The organism is Caulobacter sp. (assembly GCF_965279145.1).
In the GTDB taxonomy this organism is placed as follows: Bacteria; Pseudomonadota; Alphaproteobacteria; order Caulobacterales; family Caulobacteraceae; genus Caulobacter.
In genome coordinates this window covers 339,673-361,363 of record NZ_OZ257139.1, presented here as the reverse complement: position 1 = coordinate 361,363, position 21,691 = coordinate 339,673, and the positions used below count along the sequence as shown (strand labels likewise).

Below are 21,691 nucleotides of genomic sequence, written 5' to 3'. Positions count from 1 at the left end.
TTTGTGCAGACCCGGTCCCATCGAAGGAGAGTGGCCGCATTTCCGTAGATTGCGGCCGCTCGAAACGGTTCGTCAAGGTTGAAGCTCTGGAGGCTGCAAGTATCCCGCCCCGGCGAACCGGGGCGGGAGCTTGCGGCGCCCTAAAGAACGCCCAGCATCTCCGCGACCAGCGGGTGGCGAACGATGTCGCGGTCGGCGAGGCGAACCACGCCGATGTTCTCGAGCGCGTCGAACTTGGCGGCCACGTCGGCCAGGCCCGAAATGCCCGGCAGCAGGTCGGACTGGTTCGGGTCGCCGGTGACCACCATGGTGGAGTTCCAGCCCAGGCGGGTCAGCAGCATCTTCAGCTGCATGTAGGTGCAGTTCTGGGCCTCATCGATCACCACGAAGGCGTTGTTCAGCGTCCGGCCGCGCATGAAGCCCACGGGAGCGATCTCGATCGAGCCCTCGGCCATCATGGCGCGCATGCGCCGGGTGGAGAGTCTGTCGGTGAGGGCGTCATAGAGCGGGCGCAGATAGGGCGCCAGCTTGTCTTCCATGTCGCCCGGCAGGTAGCCGATCGACTCGCCGGCCTCGACCGCTGGTCGCGACAGGACGATGCGCGCGACGCTGCCAGCCTCCAGCGCCTCAACGGCCTTGGCGATGGCGATGTAGGTCTTGCCTGTGCCCGCCGGGCCCAGGGCCATGACCAGGTTCTTGTTGTCGATCGCCTCCATCAACGCGGCCTGGCCGGGTGACTTGGGTTTGATGGTTTTGAGGTAACTCTGGTCCCGATCCGGATTCCGCGGAGCCCCGTCATGGCCTAGCGGCGACCAGCCGTTTCCGCGCTCCCGAACATCGATCGGCAGGCGGCGTACCTTCGCGTCGTCACCGTAGTTGCCGGTCTCGATCGCGCCTTCACGCGCCATACGCTTCAGGGCTCGCTTGGTCATGGAAGCCTCCATTCAGGCATGAAAAAAGGACGAGGCCGTGTGGCGTCGTCCTTGGCGGTGGGGAGGAGATGAACAAAGACCCGTGCGTCGCGCGACGGCTCGGCGCCTGGCCGAGAGGGCGGTGGTTCGAGAGAACGCCTGCACGCCAAGAGCGACACCCTGGTCTCCGTTATCGGGAGCCGGAACCGAACATCGGCTCCGGTGGGAATCGACGGGATTTATCCCCTCGAATCGCCCGACTAGGATGATGCTAACGTGGTTTCTCAGATGTTAAGCAAGCAACGATTTTAAGAAAATGGGGTGTACGGATGACTGTCTATTCCTTGGGCGCCGTCGGCCCGATCCTTCCCGCGTCGGACGATTACTGGATCGCGCCGACGGCATCGGTCATGGGCAATGTCATTCTCAAGAAAAATGCCAGTATTTGGTGGGGCGTGGTTGCTCGCGGGGACAACGATCCCATTGAAATCGGCGAGAACAGCAACGTCCAGGACGGCTCAGTACTTCATACCGATCATGGCTCGCCGCTGACCATCGGGTCCAATGTGACCATCGGTCACATGGTGATGCTGCATGGCTGCACGATCGGCGACGGCTCCCTGATCGGGATCGGCGCCATCGTGCTGAACGGCGCCAGGATCGGCCGCAACTGCCTGATCGGCGCCGGCGCCCTGATCACCGAAGGCAAGGAAATTCCGGATAACTCAATGGTCATGGGCGCTCCAGGCAAGGTGGTGCGCGAGATCGGCGAGCAGCACGCCCTGATCCTGCAGGCCTCGGCGATGCATTATGTCGAGAACTGGCGGCGCTACCGTCGCGACCTGCTGGTCCGCGAAGAGGCCTGATAGGCCGAGGTTGGAGCGCCGCGTCCTTCAGGGGGAATCGGGAAGCGGCGCTCCGGTCTCGCGTTGGGCGACCAGCGCGAGGGGCTGGGCCGGAACAGGAGCGCTGTCGCCGGCCGAAGTCAGGAAGTTCGGTAGGCCAACCGATCCTTCGCTCTTAAGAAGGCTTCACCTTCAATTTGGTTGCATCAACAAGGGCTGTCGCCTTAAGCGCGAATATCCGGACCGCCGGCGTCCCGTCTCGGAAAAGGTCTGGCGCGCGGCTCCGCCGCCACAACGTCCACCCGAAGCCGTCAGCCCGATTTTCGCGCGCTGGATCTGGCCGCCGGCTTTTTCGCCGCGGTCGCCTTGGCCTTCGGGGCCGTTGGCGAAGACTTTCCCGCCAGGCTGGCGCGAAGCGCGGCCATCAGGTCGACCACGTTGGTGTCCTCGACCTCGGCGACCGTCTTGACCTTGTGACCCTTCTGCTTGTCGGCGATCAGCGCCTTCAGAGCGGTCTCATAGCGATCGACGAACAGGGTGGGATCGAACGGGCCCTTCTGCTGTTCGATGATCTTCTCGGCGATGGCGATCATGGCCTTGTCGGGCGCCTTGTCGGTGATCGACGCGAAGATTTCGTCGGCCTTGCGCACCTCGTCGTCGGTGCGAAGCGAATAGGCCAGAATACCCTGGCCGCGAGGCTCCAGGGCCAGCAGTCGCTCGCGAGTCGAGAGCACCACCCGGCCGAGCGCGATCTGGCCTGACCGCTCCATCGCCTCGCGGATGACGGCGAAGGCCTCCTGGGCCAGCTTGCCGTCGGGGGCCAGATAATAGGGGTTGTCCCAATAGATCCGATCGATGTCGGCGGCGGGAACGAAGCGCTCGATGTCGATGGTCTTGGTGCTCTCCAGCTTGACCGACTTGATCTCCTCGTCGGTCAGCAGCACGTACTGACCGTCGGAGATCTCGTAGCCCTTGACCAGATCGGCGCGCTCGATCGGACCGGTGTCGGGGTCGGTCGCGACCATCTTGATCCGGTTGCTGGTCTTGGGGTTGATCAGGTTGAAATGCACGTCGCCGCCGCTGTCGGTCGCCGTGTAGAGCGCGACCGGACAGGTCACGAGCGACAGGCGAAGATGCCCCTGCCAGGTGGGTCGATAAGCCATGTTCCAGATCCCCAGCGCCACGACGGCCGGCTAGGAATCCTGAACGGCTGACCCGCTGATTTGTTCTGCTCAACATGAGAAGGCTCCTGGTGGAGTGAGCGCTTGACGGTTGTGCGCCCGCGGACGGAACTGGGTCCAAGGCGAACGGAGGATCAAGACGGCGGTCTGTTCGTTCCTGTCGGGCAACGCCTGGAGCCATGACGCCATGACGAAACTCGCGCGATATCAGGACAAGCGCGACTTCAGGAAAACCGCCGAGCCGTCAGGGCGTGACGCCCGAGTGGTCGCGGCCGACCAGCGTCGCTTCGTCATCCAGAAGCATGACGCCACGCGGCTGCACTTTGATCTGAGGCTGGAGCACGAGGGTGTCTTCAAGTCCTGGGCGGTCACCCGCGGGCCGTCGCTCGATCCGCGCGACAAGCGTCTGGCGGTCGAGGTCGAGGACCATCCGCTGGACTATGGCGACTTCGAAGGGACCATCCCCAAGGGGCAATATGGCGGCGGCACCGTGCAGCTGTGGGATCGCGGCTACTGGGCGCCGGAGGCCGGCTTCGAGGACATCGACAAGGCGCTGAAAAAGGGCGAGCTGAAGTTCGTCATGGAGGGCGGCCGCCTGCACGGCTCATGGGTGCTGGTGCGCCTGCGGGACGAGGGCAAGCGTCACAACTGGCTGCTGATCAAGCATCGCGACGCCGCCGCCGTCGACGGAAACGGCGGCGCGCTGGCGGCGGAAGACCGATCCATCGCCTCGGGCCGAAGCATGGCCCAGATCGCCAACGGAGAGGGAAAGGGCGCGTCGCCCTTCATGACCGCCGCGAAGGGGCAGGCCGATGCGGTCTGGAGCACCGCGGAGACGCGGGGGCAGTCTCCCAAGCCATCAGAGCCGACCGCCTCGCCCCGCAAGGCGCGGCCAAAGGCGGCGTCCGTACCCAGCTTCGTCGAACCCCAGCTGTGCAAGACCCAGGAAAAGCCGCCCGGCGGAGCGGGCTGGGCGCACGAGATCAAGTTCGACGGCTATCGGATGCAGCTTCGCGTGCTGGACGGCAAGGCGACACTGCTGACCCGGAAGGGGCTGGACTGGTCGGCGAAGTTCCCGGCGCTGGTGAAGGCCGCCGCCACGTTGCCCGACGGCCTGTTCGACGGCGAGATTGTCGCGCTGGACGACACCGGCGCGCCCGACTTCGTGGCTCTGCAGGCGGCCATATCGGACGCGCGGACGGATGAGCTGATTTTCTTCGCCTTCGACCTGCTGTTCGAGGGCGGGGCGGACCTGCGCGACCTGCCGCTGTCCGAGCGAAAGATCCGTCTGAAGGCGCTCCTGGCCGGGGCGCCTTCGACGCTCCGCTATGTCGACCATTTCGTGACCGCCGGCGACGCGGTTCTGCAATCGGCCTGTCGCATGGATCTCGAGGGTATCATCTCCAAGCGGCTGGACGCGGCCTACAGGTCGGGGCGCGGCGACAGCTGGGTGAAGTCCAAGTGCCGCCAGGGCCACGAGGTGGTCATCGGCGGTTGGACCACCACGGGCCAGGCCTTCCGCTCCCTGCTCGCCGGTGTGTATCGCGGCGACCGCCTGATCTATGTCGGGCGGATCGGCACGGGCTATGGCCGCGAGAAGGTCGCCCGGCTGACGCCCAGGCTGCATGCCCTGGAAGCCGACACCAGCCCGTTCAGTGGCAAGGGCGCGCCACGTGGGGCGGAGGGTGTTCACTGGGTCAAGCCCGAGCTGGTCGCCGAGATCGAATATGCCGGCTTCACTGGCGAGGGGCTGATCCGCCAGGGAGCCTTCAAGGCTCTGCGGGAGGACAAGCCCGCCAGCGAGGTCGAGGCCGAGGCGCCGGCCGCCGCGTCGACGCCGCTGAAGACCCCCGACGCGTCGCCGCGCGTCGTGCGTCGCGCGGGCGGCTCGACCGTGATGGGCGTCACCCTGTCCAGCGCCGACAAGGCGCTGTGGCCGGATGGCGGTGATGGCCAGCCCGTGACCAAGCTGGATCTGGCGCGCTATTACGAGGCCGTCGGCCCCTGGATGCTGCCGCATATCCAGGGCCGGCCCTGCTCCTTGATCCGCATGCCGGACGGGCTTGGCGGCGAGACCTTCTTCCAGCGCCACGCCACGCGCGGCGCGTCGGCCCTGTTCACCCAGGTCCAGGTCGCGGGCGATCCAAAGACCTATCTCCAGCTGGACCGGGTCGAGGCCCTGATCGCGGCGGCCCAGATCGGCGCCGTCGAACTGCACCCGTGGAACTGCGAGCCCTTCGCTCTGGAGCAGCCGGGTCGACTGGTCTTCGATCTCGACCCCGCGCCTGATGTGGACTTCGGCGAGGTGATCGCGGCGGCGCGGGAGGTGCGCGACCGACTGGAGGACCTGGGGCTGGTCAGCTTCTGCAAGACCACGGGCGGCAAGGGACTGCACGTCGTCACCCCCTTGAAGGCCAAGGGCGTCGACTGGCCCACGGCCAAGGCCTTCGCGCGCGACGTCTGCAAGGCCATGGCGGCCGACGCCCCCGATCGGTTCCTGATCACCATGGCCAAGAAGGCTCGGGCCGGCCGGATCTTTCTGGACTATCTGCGCAACGACCGGATGGCGACCGCCGTGGCGCCCCTGTCGCCGCGCGGCCGCTCGGGCGCGCCGGTGTCGTTTCCGCTAACCTGGACCCAGGTCAAGGCCGGCCTGGACCCCGCGCGCTACACTATGCGCACGGCGCCGGGCCTGATGGGCAAGCTCACCGCCTGGGAAGACTATCCTGAAAGCGAACGGTCCCTGGCGACCGCCATCCAGCGTCTGGGAAAGGTCTAGGCCCGGCCCAGGCGACCGGGCCACACGCCGGACGGTGAGCTTGAATGGTTGATCCGCGCCCGCGTGCGCTCGCCCGTTCGGGCAAGGCGGATGTCGATGATCTTGTCGCCCAGGATCAGGCTGTCGATGTCGAGGCGATCGACGCCGATCGGCAAGCGCGGATCGGTCAGGCGCACCTGCCGCTTCCAGCCATCGACGCTGACGCCAAGGCAGGCCTGCAGCATCATGAACACCGAGCCCGCCGCCCAGGCCTGGGGCAGGCAGGCGACTGGATAGGCGACGGGCGGCTCGCCGGCGGCGCGGGAGAAGCCGCAGAACAGCTCCGGCAGACGCATTCCGAAGTTCGAGGCTGTCTCGAACAGGCCCGCCAGCATCCTGACAACGCCCTGGCGCTCGCCATAGCGCGCCATGCCCAGCACGCACATCGCGGTGTCATGCGGCCAGATCGAACCGTTGTGGTAGGACATGGGATTGAAGCGCGGCTCGCCCGCCGCCAGGGTCCGAAAGCCCCAGCCGGCATGGAAGGCCGAGCTCAGCAGGGTCTCGGTGACCCGCTTTGCGCGCTCCGGACTGGGCAGTCCCGAAAAGAGCAGATGGCCCGGGTTCGAGCCCCGCACCCGACAGGGCTGGCCCAGGCCGTCGATGGCCATGGCGTAGAAGCCCTGATCCTCCATCCAGAAGCGATCCTCGACCGTCTTGCGCAGGGTTTCAGCGCGCCGGCTCCAGCGCCGGGCGTTGGCCCGATCATCGCGACGCCTGGCGAGGTCGGCCATGCCCTTGAACGCTGCGTAGGCATAGCCCTGCACCTCGACCACGGCGATGGGGCCGGCGGGAAAGCGGCCGTCCGCGTGGAAGACGCTGTCTTCGCTGTCCTTCCAGTTCTGGTTCGACAGCCCGCTGGCGGCGCCGCGCGCATAGTCGATCAGGCCGTCGCCGTCGCTGTCGCCATACTGCTCGATCCAGCCGACGGCCTTGACCATGGCGGGCCAAAGCTCATCGACGAACGCCATGTCGCCCGTGCGGTCGGCATAGGCGCAGGCCAGGCCCACGAATAGCGGCGTGGTGTCGACGCCGCCGTAGTAGCGCGCGAAGGGCAGTTCGCCCAAGGCGGTCATCTCACCGCGCCGGGTCTCGTGCATGATCTTGCCCGGCGCGCTGTCCTGGAAGGCCGAGACCTCGACCGCCTGATACTTGGCCAGATAGGCCAGTACGCCGCGCGCCAGTTCAGGCTGGATCCAAAGCACCTGCCAGGCGGTGATGATCGCGTCGCGGCCGAACGGCGTCGAGAACCAGGGAATGCCCGCATAGGGATACGGCCCGGTGTCGAGCTCGGTGGTCAGCAGGGCCAGGTCGGCGCGGGACTTCTCAAGCCACTCGTTGAACAGCCGTCCGGAACTGTGCAGCCGCGCGCCGCGCCGGATGCGGTGGCGCATGCTCAGCTTGGCGCGGGCCGCCGCGTCGCGCCAGCGCGCGCGGCTTGGCGGATGCGCCAGGATCGGGCCGATCTCGACATACAGCTCAAAGCGGTCGGCGGCCGCCAGCATGAACAGGAAATCCGCCCGCGAGGACGAGAGGCGGCCGGGCGGCTCGGAAAAACTGATGACGCTTCCGCGGTCCACTTTGTCCAGACCGGTATAGGCGAAGGTCACCGAACGACCTTCGGCCACGGGCGTATGGTTCACGCCGCGCGCGCCGCGCTTGCTGCCGCGTACCTCGAACATGTCGCTGAAGTCGGCGTCGAACTCCAGGCTGACCGGCAGCATCACCAGGTCGCGGCTGTAGTTGGAGAAGGTGATGCGCTCATAGCAGCGCTGGCCCCACAGGAACCGCTTTCGCTCCAGATGGATAGTGCCGTGGGGCGCGGCTCCGGCCCCCAGCAGCGGCAGGTTCTGATTGGTGGCGTGGCAGTTGAAGAAGACGTTGTCCTGCGAAACCGACGAACTTAGGTGCGACGGCGCTTCGCCTCCCAGCGTCAGCTTGAACCGGGACAGAAGGCGGGTGTCGTTGTGGAACAGGCCGTCGCCGACGCCACCGATGTCGCCGAAGGAATCGGCGACCAGGAAGGTGTCATGGTCCTTGAGCGCATAGAGGGGAAAGGGCGGGCGAGGCTCGCCCATCCGTTCGTCGCTGGTCGTCGCGGCGGGCGCCGCCGCTAGGTCATCCATCATTTTGCCCTGTCTGCGGTCAGGCGCGAAGCGCGAGATCCTGGCCCGCGACCAAGCCCTGGAGCTGTCGCGCGTAGAGGGCCTGGTAGCGCCGCGCCATGGCGATGGCCGAGAAGCGAAGGTCGAAGCGATCGCGGATCGCGCGTCGGCTGAGGCTCCCGAGCCGCGCCACCGCGTCCGCCGCTTCGCTTTCGCTGTTGACGATGAAGCCCGTCAGTCCGTGTTCGATGACTTCGGGAACCGAGCCGCGCTCATAGGCGATCACCGGCGTGCCGGCGGCCATGGCCTCGATCATCACCAGGCCGAAGGGCTCTGGCCAGTCGATGGGAAACAGCAGGGCGTCCGCGCCGCCCAGAAACGCGCCCTTCTCGTGCTCGCCGATCTCGCCGATGAACTCGACCAGCGGATCGGCCAGCAGGGGTTCGACCACTTCGTGGAAGTAGGCGACATCAACGGGATCTATCTTGGCGGCGATCTTCAGGCGACGGCCAGAGCGTCTGGCGATGGCGATCGCGCGTTCGGGACCTTTCTCGGGAGAGATGCGCCCCAGGAAGGCCAGATAGCCTTCGGTGCTGTCATGATAGACGTCGCTGTCGGCGTGGACGCCATGCAGCACCGTGCCGATCCAGTTGGCGTTCGGCAGCGGCGCGCGCTGGGAGTTCGAGATCGAGACCAGTCCAAATTCCGGGTAGCGTCGATACAGATCCGGCAGGTCCTTCAGGTCCAGCCGGCCGTGCAGGGTCGTCAGGGTCTTTTCGGCCATGTCGGCGAACAGGCCAAACTGCAGCATGTCGGTATGGAAGTGGATGATGTCGAAGTCATCGGCCCTGTCGCGCACTTCCAGCAGCATGGCCAGGTGAGCGGCGAGGTCGGATTTCAACGCCGCCGGATCCAGCCGTATGGCCTGATCGCGCACGACCACCAGATTGGCCTTGGTCTGCGCCTCGGCGCTGGCGAACAGCGTCACCTCATGACCCAGCTCGACCAGAGCGTCGGTCAGATGGGCCACCACGCGCTCCGTTCCGCCATACAGGCGAGGAGGGACGGCTTCGTACAGCGGCGGCACCTGGGCGATACGCATGGCAAGCTCTTCCCCAAAAGCGGCCTGACGGTCGGCCGACTTCTGAAACCTCCCGGCGAGCCCATGGTTCCGGTCGCGCCGCAGACTCCGAGGTTGGGGTCTTCCCGGCGGTTCGAGAGACCTGCCTCGGCTAGGAAGAGGCGCCGGCCGCCGGCGCGTAACCCGCCTTGATGACCTCATCGAGTTCTCCGGCCGACAGGACAGCGCTTGAGACCGGCGCCTCGTAGCCGATCTGGCCCGCGAAGATGGCGCGGGCCAGCGGCGGCAGCCGCGGCGTGATCGAGAGGATGCGCTGGCTGTCGACGTTGGGCAGCGGGGTCCACTTCCCGGGAAGTTCATGCCAGTCGCGCGCCGCGACATTGGCCGCCAGATCTAGCCAGAACCGGGTCGCCGCGGTGGCCGGCGCGCTCCGCCTTCGACTCCGCGCTCCGATGCGGGATCACTCGCGGTGTCAGGAGGGGGAGGGGCAGATCATCGCACCGGGAATTGGCATGGCTCCAAGGCTGGCTTTCTGCCTCCACCCGGGTTAGCAGCCCCCCATGATCCGCCTCGACAATATCTCCAAGCAGAACGGCCACCAGATCCTGTTCATCGAAGCCTCGATGGGCGTCCAGAAGGGCGAAAAGGTCGGGCTTGTCGGTCCAAACGGCGCCGGCAAGACGACGCTGTTCCGCATGATCACCGGTCAGGAGCAGCCCGACGACGGACTGGTCACGATCGATCCCGGCATGACGATCGGCTATTTCAGCCAGGATGTCGGCGAGATGTCGGGCCAGAGCGCGGTCGCCGCGGTGATGGATGGCGTCGGTCCGGTCAGCGCGCTGGCCGCCGAAATGGCCACGCTCGAGGCGGCCATGGTCGATCCGGACCAGGCCGACGCCCTGGACGCCGTCATGGAACGCTATGGCGAGGTGCTGGAACGCTTCCAGGAACTGGACGGCTATGCGCTGGAGGCGCGGGCGCGCGAGGTGCTGGCCGGTCTGAGCTTCAGCCAGGAACGCATGGACGGCGACGTCGGCCTTCTGTCCGGCGGCTGGAAGATGCGCGTGGCGCTGGCCCGCATCCTGCTGATGCGGCCCGACGGCATGCTGCTGGACGAACCCAGCAACCACCTGGACCTGGAAAGCCTGATCTGGCTTGAGGCCTTCCTCAAGAGCTATGACGGCGCGCTGTTGATGACCTCGCACGATCGGGCGTTCATGAACCGCATCATCGGCAAGGTTGTGGAGATCGACGCCGGCTCGCTCATCACCTATTCGGGCGATCTGGACTTCTACGACCAGCAGCGCGCGCTCGGCGAGGCGCAGCGCCAGGCGCAGTACGAGCGCCAGCAGGCCATGCTGGCCAAGGAAATCAAGTTCATCGAGAAGTTCAAGGCGCGCGCCTCGCACGCCGCTCAGGTGCAGAGCCGGGTGAAGAAGCTCGACAAGATCGAACGCGTCGAGCCGCCGCGCCGTCGACAGTCGGTCCAGTTCGATTTCCAGAGCCCGCCGCGTTCGGGCGAGGACGTGATCAACCTGCGCAATGTCCACAAGGGCTACGGCGCCCAGCCGATCTATGAGGGGCTCGATTTCCTGGTGCGCCGCAAGGAGCGCTGGTGCGTCCTCGGCGCCAACGGCGCCGGCAAATCAACGCTGCTCAAGCTGGTGGCCGGCGACACCAAGCCCGACCAGGGCGTGGTCAACATCGGCGCCAGCGTCAGGATGGGCTATTTCGCCCAGCACTCCATGGACCTGCTGGATGGCGAAGAGACGATCTTCGAGTCCCTGGAGAGCTCGTTCCCGCAGGCGGGCCAGGGGGCGTTGCGCACCCTGGCGGGCTGCTTCGGCTTCTCCGGCGACGATGTCGAAAAGCCCTGCCGCGTCCTGTCCGGCGGCGAGAAGGCGCGGCTGGTCATGGCCAAGATGCTGTTCGATCCGCCGAACCTGCTGGTGCTCGACGAGCCGACCAACCACCTCGACATGGCGACCAAGGAGATGCTGGTCGCGGCCCTGGCGGACTTCGAGGGCACGATGCTCTTCGTCTCCCACGACCGCCATTTCCTGGCGGCGCTGTCAAACCGCGTGCTCGAACTGACGCCCGAGGGGGTGCATCAGTACGGCGGCGGCTATACGGAATACGTCACCCGCACGGGCCAGGAAGCGCCGGGATTGCACCCCGGAGGGTAGCGGCGCCGACTCCTCAAACCGCCCGAACCCGGTGTTCATCGACACACCGCAGCAAGGACCAATCCAAGCGGGAAGTTGCGACCTCCTCGCGTTGTTGGCGGCTCTGACCCGTAGCGGGGCCACTTCTAACCTGTACCGACAACCGCGAGCGCTCTTGTGCCCGGCCAAAAGCCGAGCCACTCTCTGCCTTAACAACGATAACATTCAGGGAGGGCGTCGGGGCCATGGCTAGCGAACGCTTCGATTATATCGTCATCGGCGCCGGATCGGCGGGCTGCGTCCTGGCGGCGCGGCTGACGGAAGATCCCAACATCAAGGTTCTGCTGCTGGAGGCCGGCGGCAAGAACACCTCGATCCTGGTCAAGATGCCCGCCGGCGTGGGCGAGCTGATCAAGGCCAAGGGCGAGCAGAACTGGGGCTTCTGGACCGAGGAGGAGCCGCACCTGAATAACCGCAAGCTGTGGTGGCCGCGCGGCAAGGGTCTGGGCGGCAGCTCGGCGATCAACGGCATGATCTATATCCGGGGCCATGCGCGCGATTACGATCAGTGGCGGCAGATGGGACTGTCGGGCTGGTCGTATTCGGAGGTCCTGCCCTATTTCAAGCGCTCGGAGACCCACCACGCCGGCGGCGACGCCTATCATGGCGGCCAGGGTCCGCTGCACGTGTCCAAGGGCGAGTCGCCCAGCCCCTTCTATCCGGCCCTGGTCGAGGCCGGTCGCCAGGCGGGCTACAAGACTACACATGATTTCAATGGCTTCCAGCAGGAGGGCTTCGGGCCCTACGACCTGACGATCCGCGACGGCAAGCGCTGGAGCGCGGCGGCGGCCTATCTGACCGAGGCCCTGTCGCGGCCGAACCTGACCTGCGTGACCGAGGCCCGGACCACCAAAATCCTGATCGAGAAGGGCCGGGCGATCGGGGTTGAATATGTGGTCGGCAAGGGCGGCCAAAAGGTCACGGCCCACGCCGACGCCGAGGTGCTGCTGAGCGCCGGGGCGGTGCAGTCGCCGCAGATCCTGCAGTTGTCGGGGATCGGCGCGCCCGACCTGCTGAAGACGCACGGCGTGGCGGTAGTTCAGGAATCCAAGGGCGTCGGCGCCAACCTGCAGGACCACCTGGATGTCTGCCTGTCGTGGACCAGCAAGAACCTCGTCAGCGCCTACTCGGCTAACAAGGGCCTGCGCAAGCTGGGTACGGGCCTGTCCTACATGCTGATGGGCAAGGGCCTGGGGCGGCAGCAGTTTCTGGAATCGGGCGCCTTCCTGAAGTCGCGCCCGGATCTCGATCGCCCGGATCTGCAGATCCACGGCGTGCTGGCCATCATGCAGGACCACGGCAAGACCCTGATCGAGAAGGACGGCTTCACCCTTCACGTCTGCCAGTTGCGGCCGGAGAGCCGGGGCAAGGTGGGTCTGCGGTCCGCCGACCCCTTCGATGATCCGACCATCCTGGGCAACTATCTCGCCACCGATGAAGACCGCCGCGCCCTGCGCGAAGGCGTCCGGATGGCCCGCGAAGTCGTGGCCCAGGCGGCCCTGGACCCCTACCGCGACGCCGAATACGCGCCGGGCGCCGATGTGCGCGCGGACGCCGACCTCGATGCCTGGATCCGCGCCAAGTCCGAAACGATCTACCACCCGGTCGGCACCTGCCGGATGGGCGCGGCGGGCGATCCGCTGGCGGTGGTCGACGACCAACTTCGCGTTCAGGGTGTGGCGGGCCTGCGGGTCATCGACGCTTCGGTCATGCCCACCCTGGTGGGCGGCAACACCAACGCGCCCACCATCATGATCGCCGAGCGGGCGGCCGACCTGCTGCGGGGCAAGGCCACACTGCCGCCGGTCGACGTCCCTGTGTTCGAAGACGGCCGGGCCGTGGCGGCCTGATCGGCGGAGCTAAGTCATGCAAAAGCGTCCTCTCGGCCGTTCCAGCCTTTCGACCGCGCCGCTGATCTTCGGCGGCAACGTCTTTGGCTGGACGGCGGATGAGGCGACCTCGCATCGCCTGCTCGACGCCTTCGTCGGCGGCGGCTTCAACGCCGTCGACACGGCCGACGTCTATTCGGCCTGGGTTCCCGGTCACACGGGCGGGGAGTCCGAGAGCGTCATCGGCCGCTGGCTCAAGGCGCGCGGCAGGCGCGACGACGTCCTGATCCTGACCAAGGTGGCGATGTGGCCCAAACAGCCGGGCCTGTCCGCCGCCAATATCGAGGCGGCGGTCGAGGGTTCGCTGAAGCGGCTGCAGACGGACTATGTCGACCTCTATCAATCTCACCAGGACGACGCGGCGACGCCGGTCGAGGAAACCCTGGAGGCCTTTGGCCGGCTGGTGAAGGCCGGCAAGGTTCGGGCGATCGGAGCGTCCAACTTCACGCCTGCCCGGCTGGCGGAGTCCCTGAAGGTTTCGGCGGCGCACGGCCTGCCGCGCTACGAGACCATCCAGCCCAAGTTCAATCTCTATGATCGCGACCAGGTCGAGGGTGAACTGGCGGCCCTGACCCAGGCCGAAGGGCTGGGCGTCATTCCATTCTACGGGCTGGCGGCGGGCTTTTTGACGGGCAAGTACCGGTCGGAAGCCGATCTGGAAGGCCGTGCCCGGAGCAGCACGATCAAGCGCGACTATCTCAACGAGAAGGGCGCGCGGGTGTTGGCCGCGCTGGACAAGGCGGCCTCGACCACGGGCGCGACCCATGCCCAGATCGCTCTTGCCTGGATCATGGCCCATCCGTCCATTACCGCGCCGATCGCCAGCGCAACCTCGGTGGCCCAGCTGGAGGAGTTGATGAAGGCCGCCCATCTGGCGCTGCCGGTGGAGATCCTGGCCGATCTGGACGCGGCGACCTGATCGCGATGCGCGCCGCCCTGATCGAGCGGACCTTCGAGGTCGCCGCGGGGCGGATCGAGGATCTGACGCCACTGGTCTATGCCCGCCTGTTCGCCGAGCAGCCCCAGATGGAAGCCCTGTTCTGCCTGGACGCCAATCATCAGGTGCGGGGCGAGATGCTGTCCCAGGTGATCCGGTCGATCCTGGATTTCGTGGGCGAGCGTCAGTACGCGGCCACGCTGATCCAGACCGAGGTGATGACGCACGCGGGCTATGACGTTCCGCCAGCCGTGTTCGGGACTTTTTTTGGGGTTGTGGCCGCGACGCTGCGCGAGGTGCTGGGTCAGGACTGGTCGCCGGAGATCGACGCGGCCTGGCGCGAACTGCTGGTCGAGCTGGACTACTATGTCACCCATCCCGACCAGTCCGAGACAGCCCGGGCGGCTTTATCCTAGAGCCTTTTAGCCTCGCATGGAATCATGTGAGGCGTCTAAAAAGGCTCTAAATCAAACATTTAGAGCGTGATAGCCGCCGAAGCCGCGTACACTTTCGGCTACCGCGCTCTAGGCGATCCGGCGTCCATCCAGGGTGGCCAGGCGCAGTTGCGGGCCCTCCTGGTTGGCCAGGCCCAGGGACTGGATCTGGCGCACGCCCAGTTCATGGGCCGGACGGCCTTCCAGGCGCTGGATCATGGCGATGGGCTGATACAGGCCCAGGAAGCGGTCGGTTTCCCCGTTCGCGCCGCGCAGGGGGGCGAACAGGACCTCCATCCCGACCGAGGGCACGCCTTGGGCGCGGATATCGGCCGTGACGACGACGGGCTGGCGCCGGCGACGCGCGATCTCAAGCGACGACTTCAGTTCCAGGCGGTGGGACAGGGCCCACAGGCTCAGGAGGTCCTCATTGCGCAGATCGCGGGCGTGCAGGTCCGCGACGAAGCCGCCGGTCAGGCGGAATGGCATGCGGCCCAGTTTCTCACGACCGACGATGAACACCTGCGGCAGCAGATCGGTGAAATCACCCGGATTGATGTCGGCGCGTGCTGGGGCCGGCGCGTCGCCTTTCCGCTCACGCCAATAGTCTATCAACCGTTCCGTGCTTGGATGGAACATCGTCGTCCCCTCGCGGGTCCTTCCACGGCTGTTTTCGGCCGCACGGGGCTTGCTAGGAGATCCGGGCCAGAGCCCGACCGTCCCGTTTTGGCGCAAGCCGGCCGGGCGGCGGTTCACGGCCCGATTCTTGCTGGCCAAATGGCCGGACGACGTCGTGTGAAGGGGACCGCCATGAAGGCGCCGAAACGATCGATGCGCGGGCTGCTGTGGGGCCTTGGCGCCCTGCTGGGAAGCCTGATGCTGGGCGGCGCGGCCTATGCCGGCTGCACCTCGGGCTGCACGCCGACCCCGCCGACCTGCTGCACCACCCCGACGCCGCCACCCCGGCCGCCCAAGCCGCCGGTCACGCCGTGCTGCACGCCGGGCCATAACGTCAACATTCCGGGCGTGAACGTGAACGTCGGCGCGACGGTGATCGTCAATGCCAACGCCAATGCCTCGGCCAGCGGCAGCGCCTCGGCGGGCGCCGGAGCCGGCGCTGGAGCCGGCGCGACATCCAACGTCTATTACGGCGGCGGTACGCATGGCGGCTACTATTCCGGTCCGATGGCGACCGGCTACATTCAGGGCCTCAATGTCGAGGGCGGCGAAGCCCGCCGTCGCGCCGCCTACGAGGCCACCCGCACCAAGATGCGCCGCGTTGTCATCCGCGCCGTCTGCCTGGACGACAAGGACATTCCCCACCCGGCTTCGCAGGTCACACCGGACCGCGACATCGACGATCTCTATGACGGCGAACTCTATCGCTGCATCGCCGGCTCGCGCATGCAGTACGTGATCGGCGACTTTGACGGCGCGATCGACATCAGCACCGGCGGCCGCGGCGCCCAGACCTATATCTGCGCCAAGAACGAGGCCCTCTACCACACGCCGGGTGCGGGTCAGCGCGGCCAGGCCGGTACGCTGGTCTGTCGCCCGCAACGCCCCGCCCGCGATTGCAACGAGCGCTCGCTGCTGCGCCGCTTCGGCGCGGGGGTGAAGATCCTGACGATCCTGACCACCGAGACCTACACGGCCTATCGCGAGGAAACGGTGCGGGAAGCGGCCACCACCTCGATGAGCTTCAGCCTCGATGGCGGCGTGGGCGGCGTGGTCTACTAGGGCCGGCTCCACCGCAAACAATCAGGCCCTCCCGCCAGTCCGGCGGGAGGGCCTTTTCGTAGGCGCCATGATCGCTGCGACGGCCTATTTGCCCTGCGGCTTCACCAGTACGGTCCACGACTTGTCGTCGCCCAGGAAGGTCCTGGCGGCCTTCTGCACATCGGCGGCCTTGACCCGTTCCAGCCCGGCGATGACCGAGCGGGTGGAGTCCAGTATCCGCGGATCGCTCTGGGCGCCCGACAGCGAGCTCAGCCAATATTCGTTGGTCACCCGCGACTTCTCGATCTGGTCGATGCGCGGCTTCTTGGCCCTGTCCAGCTCGTCGTCGGTGACCGGCTTGTCGCGCAGATCGGCGGCGATCTTCTGGATCGAGGCGATCACCGCATCCAGCTTCTCGGGCGGAACCTCGACGCTGACGGCCAGATAGCCCCAGTCGTTGAAGACCACGCTGTGGGTCGCCGAAGCCGAGGGCGAATAGGTGGCGCCCTGCTTTTCGCGCAGTTCGTCGGTCAGGCGCAGTTGCATCACCTGGGCGAGGATCGAGACGTTGCGGGCCCGCTGAAGGTCCGAGAACAGGTCGTCGGTGCGCCAGGCCATGAACAGCTGGGCCTGATCGGCGCGGCCCTTGTGGGTCAGCACCACGGGCGTCTTCGACGGAGCCGGGAAGGGCGACTGGCGCTGGGCGGCCGGATCCGCCAGACCCGGCCTGGCCGGCAGGGCGCCGAAGGTCGCGGCCACGGCGGCGATCGCCTTGTCGACCGTGATGTCGCCCACCACGACGACCTCGATGTCGCCCTTGGCCAGCGGCGGGCTGACGATGGACTTCATGGTGTCGATCGAGGCCGAGGCGATGTCGGCGCGAGTCGGGAAGGTCCAGCGCAGGTCGCCGCCATGCAGCATGCCGCTGAGGTCGCGGCCCATCACGCCGCCTGGGGTGGTCTCCAGCTGATCGTGAATGGTGCCGTAGTAGGTCTTGATCCGCGAGAACGCCTCGGGACGCCAGCCGGGCTCCGTTGCGTAACCGGCCAGAACCTGGAGTTCGGTCTCGACATCGGCCGGGCGGGTGCGACCGGTCAGGGTGAAGGCGTCGTCTTCGACGCCGAGGCTGGCGTTCCAGATCTTGCCGTTCAGCACCCGCTCCATGTCCTGGGTGCTGATCTGCTTGAGACCGCCCTCGACGAGGGCCGAAGCCGACCACAACGGCGTCTGGACGTTGGACGGCAGGTCCAGCAGGCCATGGCCGATACGGGTCTTGATCAGCACCTGATCGTCACGGAACTTGGTCGGCTTGACGGTCAGGCGCACGCCATTGTCGAAGCGCACGAAGACGGTGTCGAGGTCGGCCACGTCCTTCTGTTCGGCGACCTTGCCGATGGGGCCGAAGCTGGAATAGGGCCAGACGGTGACGCCGGGCGCGGCGGGCGCGGTGACGGCCACCTTCCGGGAGTCTGCGAAGGCCGCCAGGACGGTGGCTTCGCCGCCCTCGATATTGACCGGCGTCGGGATCAGGATCAGCGGGCCCTGGCCCGCGAAGGCGTCTTTCAGCACCGCCGAAACCCGCTCGGCCGTCAGGCCTTTCACCGTTTCGTCGAAGGCGGCCAGGTTCTGGCTGGGACTGGTGACGGTTTCGCCGTCGCCCAGCGTGCCGACGATGCTGGCGGCCAGTGTGGTGGTGCGTTGAGTGGCTTCGCCCGAGACCGCGGCGACCAGGCCGGCGCGCATGCCGGCGATCTCGCGGTCCAGCTCATCCTGGCGAATGCCGAACTGCGCGGCGCGGCGCTGCTCCTGCTCCAGAGCGGAGAGCGCCTCCTTCCAGCGGCCCGGCTGGGCGGTGGCGCCCAAGGTGGTCAGGCGCACGGCGCCGTACTGGTCGCCGCTGAAGGCGCCGCCGGCGATGAAGGGCGGGTCGCCCGAACGGCTCAGGGCCTGCAGGCGGCGGTTCAGCACCGCGAAGCCCAGGTTCTTCAGGGTGTCGCGCTCATCGACGGCCTTGGTCTCGATCAGGCCATCAGGCGTATTGGCCCATGACAGCTGCACCGAAAGCGGGGCGCCTGGCTCGACGATCAGACGCGCGGTCTCGCCGCGCTTGGCGACCTTGCCAATGTCGGGGCTTCCGCCGGCCTTGCCCTTGCCCTGCCAGTCGCCGAAGCGCGCCTTGATCTTGGCTTCCATGGCGTCGAGGTCGAAGTCGCCGACAGCCACGATCACCGCGCGCTCGGGACGGTAATAGGCTTCGTAATAGTCGCGGATTTTCTGGGCCGGGGCGCTCTTGAGAATGTCGGTCTTGCCGATCGGGATCCGTTTGGGCGGCAGTTGGCCTTCCATCTGGAAGTCCATGGTCTTGATGGCCACGCGATAGCCGGGGCTGTCGCGGGTGCGTTCTTCGGACAACACCACGCCGCGCTCGCGATCCACGGCCTCGGGGGCGATGGTCAGTTCGCCGGCCACCTCGCGCAGCAGCATCAGCGAACTGTCGACCGTGGCGTCGTCGGTCTTGGGCAGGTCCAACTGGTAGACGGTCTCGTCCAGGCCGGTAGAGGCGTTGGTGTCGGCGCCGAAGGCCAGGCCGTGGCGCTCCAGGATCTTGATCATCTCGCCTTCGGGCACGTTCTTGCTGCCGTTGAAGGCCATGTGCTCGAGGAAGTGGGCCAGACCCTGCTGGTCGTCGGCCTCCATCATCGATCCGGTGTCGAACCAAAGGCGGACCGCGGCCTGGTTGGGCGGGGTAGCGTTCTTTTCGAGAGCGTAACGCATGCCGTTGGGCAGGACGCCGAAACGCACGCGGGGGTCGGGCGCGATGTCGGAAAGGGTATGGGCCCACTGTCCCGGCTTCAGCGACGCCAGGGTCGGTCCGCCCAGCCGCGCCTGGGCGGCGGGAGCGGATTCTTTGCCGCCCATGGTCGGCATGGATATCTTGGGGAGCGCCGAGCAGGCGGCGAGGGAGAGACCTGCCGCGGCGAGCAGTGTCAGGCGCGAGGCGCGAATCATATACGACCCAGGGTTATGGCGGGCTTCAAGGAAGCCGCACCTTGACCGGGGGTGAAGGCGCAAGCAAGGCGTCTGCCGCCTCGCGAAAGCCGCGATCAGGCGGCGGCCACGTCGCCGGTCTGGCGACGCAAACGCCAGAAGCGGATGGTCCGCAGGGCCGCCTCGCGCGGCAGCGCGCCATAGATCTCGCCATAGGCCTTGGCCTTGCCCATCACGTCGTCCGTCGGATCCAGGATCAGCAGGGCGAAGGTCAGGAACAGGGCGCGATCGAAATCGGCCGCCCTGCACACCACGGCCAGGGCGTCCAGTTCCCGGCGCTCCAGGATCCTGCGGGCCGTATGGAAGTCGATGTCGGCAAGGTCCGCCAAGGCGACGAGGAACAGGGTGGTCTTCTTGCCGCGCAGCATGTTGGCCAGGGTCTGGGGCGAGACGCCGCCCTTGGACTTGATGGCGCGGAATTCCTCTTCGGCGGCCGCGTGGTCGGCGGGCAGGGCGCCGTCCTGGGCGGCGACGCGCTTGCGGCCGGCGCTGAGCGCGGCCTCCAGCGTGGCCGGATCCATGTCGGCGTTCTTTTCCATGATCCGGTCGCGAAGCTTGGCCTCGACCATGAAGTACATTTCGTTGAGCAGATCGACCGGCAGGCTGTGGCGATCGACCACGGCTTCGTGCAGGGCCGGGTTGGCGGCGGCGCGATCCACCACGGCTTCGTGAGCCTCGCGCGACAGAACCGCGCCCTCGTTGCGCAGCAATACGCCCAGGGTGTCATCATCGCCGCGCTGGACGATGGCGTCGGACACGGCGCTGGGCACGGTCGGCCGCTGGGAAATAGCGCGCAGATGGTCCTGGCCCTGGGTGCGGGCCACCTGCAGCAGGTCGTCCTCGGAAAGGGCCGAAGAGCTCTGCAGCAACGGCCGGGCGACCGCGATGCTTTGCGAGACCAGGTTCAGGGTGATTCCGCGCGGCGCGGCGGGTGCGTGGCTGAGGCGTTCGGCCAGTTCGACCTGGACGGCTTCTTCCATGTCGCCGGCCAGTTGGCTCATGACGTCGTCGAACAGGCCCATCTCGACCTGGCCGTGGTTCTCGCCCGTGAAGAACAGGTCGGTAACGCCGCGCAGCAGCTCGCGGCGCTTGGCGCTCGACGGCTCGTCGGCCAGGGCGATCAGGTCGTGAAGGCGGGATTGCATCAGAAGGTATTGTCCTTGGCGTCTTCGCCCTTGGCCGTGTCGTCGGCGTCCAGCGGCGCCTGCGCCAGCCACTCGGCCGAGCCGTGACGTGGCGGTTCGTTCCTGGCGGGCGCGCGCTCGTCGGACGGCGCGATGAACACCATGCCGTTGGGTTTCAGCGGCGCGAGCGGATCAGGCTGCTGGCCGTAGAGGCGACCCACCGAATAGGTGCGGGCCATGTTCGGGCCGATGGCCGGGGCGGCGACCTGTGTCGAGGGTGGCGCGGTCGCGAGAGGCGCGCTTGCAGCCGTCAAGGCGGGCTGGGCGACCGTTTGCGGGGGTGCGGCGCCCATCTTCAGCCACGGGCGATTGAGCGGTTGGGCCACCTGGGTGGGCGCCGGCGGGGGGGCGTCCCGCTTGCCGGCCCAGCGCAGCACTGGACCCACATAGCCGTCGGCGGCGCTGAGGGGGGCGGTTCTACGATCAGGGCTGGGGCCATAGCGGTCTTCACGCGCTTCAACGCCGCTCGCGGCGGACGCGGCGCAGGCAAGGGCGGCGATGAGAACGACTGAACGCATGGTTGGCCCGAGGCTCCTGACCTCAACTCCTACGCCGCGTCGCTTAACCTTGGGCTAACGTCCGCGCCACCAGATGAGCAGGCGGCGTTCGGCCCATTCCATCAGGGCATGCAGGGCCACGCCCAGCAGGGCCAGGGCCAGCAGGGCGGCGAACACCCTGGCGGTCTGCAGGCGGTTGTAGGCCTCGAGAATCCGCCAGGCCAGGCCCTGGGCTCCGCCCGACCCGGCGACGAACTCAGCGACCACGGCCCCGATCACCGCCAGGCCGGACGCGACCTTGTGCCCCTCCAGCAGAGCGGGCACGGCAGAGGGCAGACGAAGCCGCAGCAGGCGCTGGAAGGATGTCGCGCCATAAAGGTCGAACAGGCGCGAGAGGTCGGGATCGACGGCTTTCAGGCCCGTCAGAGCGCCCGAGAAGATCGGGAAGAAGGCGACCACGGCCGCCAGACCGATCACGGCCCGTTCGGGATGGTCGATGCCGGCCCAGATCGTCACCAGCGGCGCGATGGCCACCAGCGGCGTGACCTGCAGGGTGACGGCGATCGGGCGGACCGCATCCTCCATCAGCGGACTGAGGCTGACGGCGAAGGCCAGGGCGCAGGCCAGGACGCTGGCCATGACCAGGGCCAGAAGGGCTGTGGATAACGTACCCCAGGCCGAGGCCAGCAGCAGAGGCCAGCCTTGCAGCAGGGCAGTCCAGATCGCGCTGGGCGGCGGCAGCAGATAGGGCGGGATGGCGAGACGCGAGCAGGCGATCTCCCAGCCCGCCAGCATCAGGCCGATCAGGATCAAG

Annotated in this window: 16 protein-coding genes; 7 read left to right on the top strand and 9 right to left on the bottom strand. The window is 67.2% G+C overall.

The features are described from left to right. Window positions 1-140: 140 nt before the first annotated feature. Entirely contained in the window at window positions 141-944 is an 804-nt protein-coding gene (locus ACQY9P_RS01705) for a PhoH family protein (protein WP_421736978.1), read from the bottom strand. 296 nt (window positions 945-1,240) lie between these two features. Here ACQY9P_RS01705 and ACQY9P_RS01700 point away from each other — a divergent pair, with 296 nt between their 5' ends. Next, window positions 1,241-1,777, top strand: a complete 537-nt coding sequence (locus tag ACQY9P_RS01700; RefSeq protein WP_421736979.1) for a gamma carbonic anhydrase family protein — start codon at window positions 1,241-1,243, stop codon at window positions 1,775-1,777. 290 nt (window positions 1,778-2,067) lie between these two features. Here ACQY9P_RS01700 and ACQY9P_RS01695 read toward each other — a convergent pair whose 3' ends face one another. Beyond that, a complete protein-coding gene (locus ACQY9P_RS01695; protein ID WP_421736980.1) occupies window positions 2,068-2,919 on the bottom strand; it encodes a Ku protein in 852 nt (283 codons plus the stop codon). A gap of 205 nt (window positions 2,920-3,124) precedes the next feature. Between ACQY9P_RS01695 and ligD the strand changes: the two genes are divergently transcribed. After that, window positions 3,125-5,716 (top strand): DNA ligase D, encoded by a 2,592-nt coding sequence (ligD, locus tag ACQY9P_RS01690; RefSeq protein ID WP_421736982.1) that lies wholly within the window; start codon window positions 3,125-3,127, stop codon window positions 5,714-5,716. On the opposite strand, the gene ACQY9P_RS01685 is transcribed toward ligD, so the two are convergent. Together ACQY9P_RS01685 and ACQY9P_RS01680 are read right to left on the bottom strand one after the other, a co-directional pair. Continuing rightward, window positions 5,713-7,884, bottom strand: a complete 2,172-nt coding sequence (locus ACQY9P_RS01685; protein ID WP_421736983.1) for a glycogen debranching N-terminal domain-containing protein — start codon at window positions 7,882-7,884, stop codon at window positions 5,713-5,715. The two genes, ligD and ACQY9P_RS01685, sit on opposite strands and share 4 nt — an antisense overlap. A 16-nt stretch (window positions 7,885-7,900) precedes the next feature. Continuing rightward, entirely contained in the window at window positions 7,901-8,962 is a 1,062-nt protein-coding gene (locus tag ACQY9P_RS01680; protein ID WP_421736984.1) for a glycosyltransferase family 4 protein, read from the bottom strand. 539 nt (window positions 8,963-9,501) lie between these two features. On the opposite strand from ACQY9P_RS01680, the gene ACQY9P_RS01675 reads away from it, so the two are divergent. From ACQY9P_RS01675 to ACQY9P_RS01660, 4 genes are all read left to right on the top strand, one after another. Beyond that, window positions 9,502-11,130 (top strand): ABC-F family ATP-binding cassette domain-containing protein, encoded by a 1,629-nt coding sequence (locus ACQY9P_RS01675; RefSeq protein ID WP_421736985.1) that lies wholly within the window; start codon window positions 9,502-9,504, stop codon window positions 11,128-11,130. Window positions 11,131-11,354: 224 nt separating this feature from the next. Next, complete coding sequence (locus ACQY9P_RS01670; protein ID WP_421736986.1) at window positions 11,355-13,019, top strand: choline dehydrogenase; 1,665 nt, start codon at window positions 11,355-11,357, stop codon at window positions 13,017-13,019. Window positions 13,020-13,035: 16 nt separating this feature from the next. Next, window positions 13,036-13,977, top strand: coding sequence for an aldo/keto reductase (locus ACQY9P_RS01665; RefSeq protein ID WP_421736987.1), 942 nt, complete (start codon window positions 13,036-13,038; stop codon window positions 13,975-13,977). Between the two features lie 5 nt (window positions 13,978-13,982). Next, complete coding sequence (locus ACQY9P_RS01660; RefSeq protein WP_421736988.1) at window positions 13,983-14,411, top strand: globin domain-containing protein; 429 nt, start codon at window positions 13,983-13,985, stop codon at window positions 14,409-14,411. 108 nt (window positions 14,412-14,519) lie between these two features. Here ACQY9P_RS01660 and ACQY9P_RS01655 read toward each other — a convergent pair whose 3' ends face one another. After that, a complete protein-coding gene (locus ACQY9P_RS01655; protein WP_421736989.1) occupies window positions 14,520-15,068 on the bottom strand; it encodes a PAS domain-containing protein in 549 nt (182 codons plus the stop codon). A gap of 171 nt (window positions 15,069-15,239) precedes the next feature. Here ACQY9P_RS01655 and ACQY9P_RS01650 point away from each other — a divergent pair, with 171 nt between their 5' ends. Next, window positions 15,240-16,169, top strand: coding sequence for a hypothetical protein (locus ACQY9P_RS01650; RefSeq protein WP_421736990.1), 930 nt, complete (start codon window positions 15,240-15,242; stop codon window positions 16,167-16,169). 84 nt (window positions 16,170-16,253) lie between these two features. Here the strand turns inward: ACQY9P_RS01650 and ACQY9P_RS01645 are convergent, their stop codons facing one another. From ACQY9P_RS01645 to ACQY9P_RS01630, 4 genes are all read right to left on the bottom strand, one after another. After that, the gene (locus ACQY9P_RS01645; RefSeq protein WP_421736991.1) at window positions 16,254-19,157 is read right to left on the bottom strand and encodes a M16 family metallopeptidase; all 2,904 of its coding nucleotides are present in this window, start codon (window positions 19,155-19,157) and stop codon (window positions 16,254-16,256) included. 95 nt (window positions 19,158-19,252) lie between these two features. After that, entirely contained in the window at window positions 19,253-20,341 is a 1,089-nt protein-coding gene (locus ACQY9P_RS01640) for a DUF2336 domain-containing protein (protein ID WP_421736992.1), read from the bottom strand. After that, the gene (locus ACQY9P_RS01635) at window positions 20,341-20,898 is read right to left on the bottom strand and encodes a hypothetical protein (RefSeq protein ID WP_421736993.1); all 558 of its coding nucleotides are present in this window, start codon (window positions 20,896-20,898) and stop codon (window positions 20,341-20,343) included. The genes ACQY9P_RS01640 and ACQY9P_RS01635 overlap by 1 nt, the downstream gene beginning before the upstream one ends. Window positions 20,899-20,952: 54 nt before the next feature. Beyond that, window positions 20,953-21,672, bottom strand: coding sequence for an ABC transporter permease (locus ACQY9P_RS01630; RefSeq protein ID WP_421738277.1), 720 nt, complete (start codon window positions 21,670-21,672; stop codon window positions 20,953-20,955). Window positions 21,673-21,691: the final 19 nt, after the last annotated feature.

Excerpts from the sequence above, each read along its gene's own strand:
- ACQY9P_RS01665 (WP_421736987.1), top strand. The coding sequence starts at position 13,036 with ATGCAAAAGCGTCCTCTCGGCCGTTCCAGCCTTTCGACCGCGCCGCTG.
- ligD (WP_421736982.1), top strand. The coding sequence starts at position 3,125 with ATGACGAAACTCGCGCGATATCAGGACAAGCGCGACTTCAGGAAAACC.
- ACQY9P_RS01700 (WP_421736979.1), top strand. The coding sequence starts at position 1,241 with ATGACTGTCTATTCCTTGGGCGCCGTCGGCCCGATCCTTCCCGCGTCG.
- ACQY9P_RS01680 (WP_421736984.1), bottom strand. The coding sequence starts at position 8,962 with ATGCGTATCGCCCAGGTGCCGCCGCTGTACGAAGCCGTCCCTCCTCGC.
- ACQY9P_RS01645 (WP_421736991.1), bottom strand. The coding sequence starts at position 19,157 with ATGATTCGCGCCTCGCGCCTGACACTGCTCGCCGCGGCAGGTCTCTCC.
- ACQY9P_RS01675 (WP_421736985.1), top strand. The coding sequence starts at position 9,502 with ATGATCCGCCTCGACAATATCTCCAAGCAGAACGGCCACCAGATCCTG.
- ACQY9P_RS01650 (WP_421736990.1), top strand. The coding sequence starts at position 15,240 with ATGAAGGCGCCGAAACGATCGATGCGCGGGCTGCTGTGGGGCCTTGGC.
- ACQY9P_RS01685 (WP_421736983.1), bottom strand. The coding sequence starts at position 7,884 with ATGATGGATGACCTAGCGGCGGCGCCCGCCGCGACGACCAGCGACGAA.
- ACQY9P_RS01630 (WP_421738277.1), bottom strand. The coding sequence starts at position 21,672 with ATGCTGGCGGGCTGGGAGATCGCCTGCTCGCGTCTCGCCATCCCGCCC.
- ACQY9P_RS01660 (WP_421736988.1), top strand. The coding sequence starts at position 13,983 with ATGCGCGCCGCCCTGATCGAGCGGACCTTCGAGGTCGCCGCGGGGCGG.
- ACQY9P_RS01635 (WP_421736993.1), bottom strand. The coding sequence starts at position 20,898 with ATGCGTTCAGTCGTTCTCATCGCCGCCCTTGCCTGCGCCGCGTCCGCC.
- ACQY9P_RS01695 (WP_421736980.1), bottom strand. The coding sequence starts at position 2,919 with ATGGCTTATCGACCCACCTGGCAGGGGCATCTTCGCCTGTCGCTCGTG.
- ACQY9P_RS01640 (WP_421736992.1), bottom strand. The coding sequence starts at position 20,341 with ATGCAATCCCGCCTTCACGACCTGATCGCCCTGGCCGACGAGCCGTCG.
- ACQY9P_RS01705 (WP_421736978.1), bottom strand. The coding sequence starts at position 944 with ATGGAGGCTTCCATGACCAAGCGAGCCCTGAAGCGTATGGCGCGTGAA.
- ACQY9P_RS01670 (WP_421736986.1), top strand. The coding sequence starts at position 11,355 with ATGGCTAGCGAACGCTTCGATTATATCGTCATCGGCGCCGGATCGGCG.
- ACQY9P_RS01655 (WP_421736989.1), bottom strand. The coding sequence starts at position 15,068 with ATGTTCCATCCAAGCACGGAACGGTTGATAGACTATTGGCGTGAGCGG.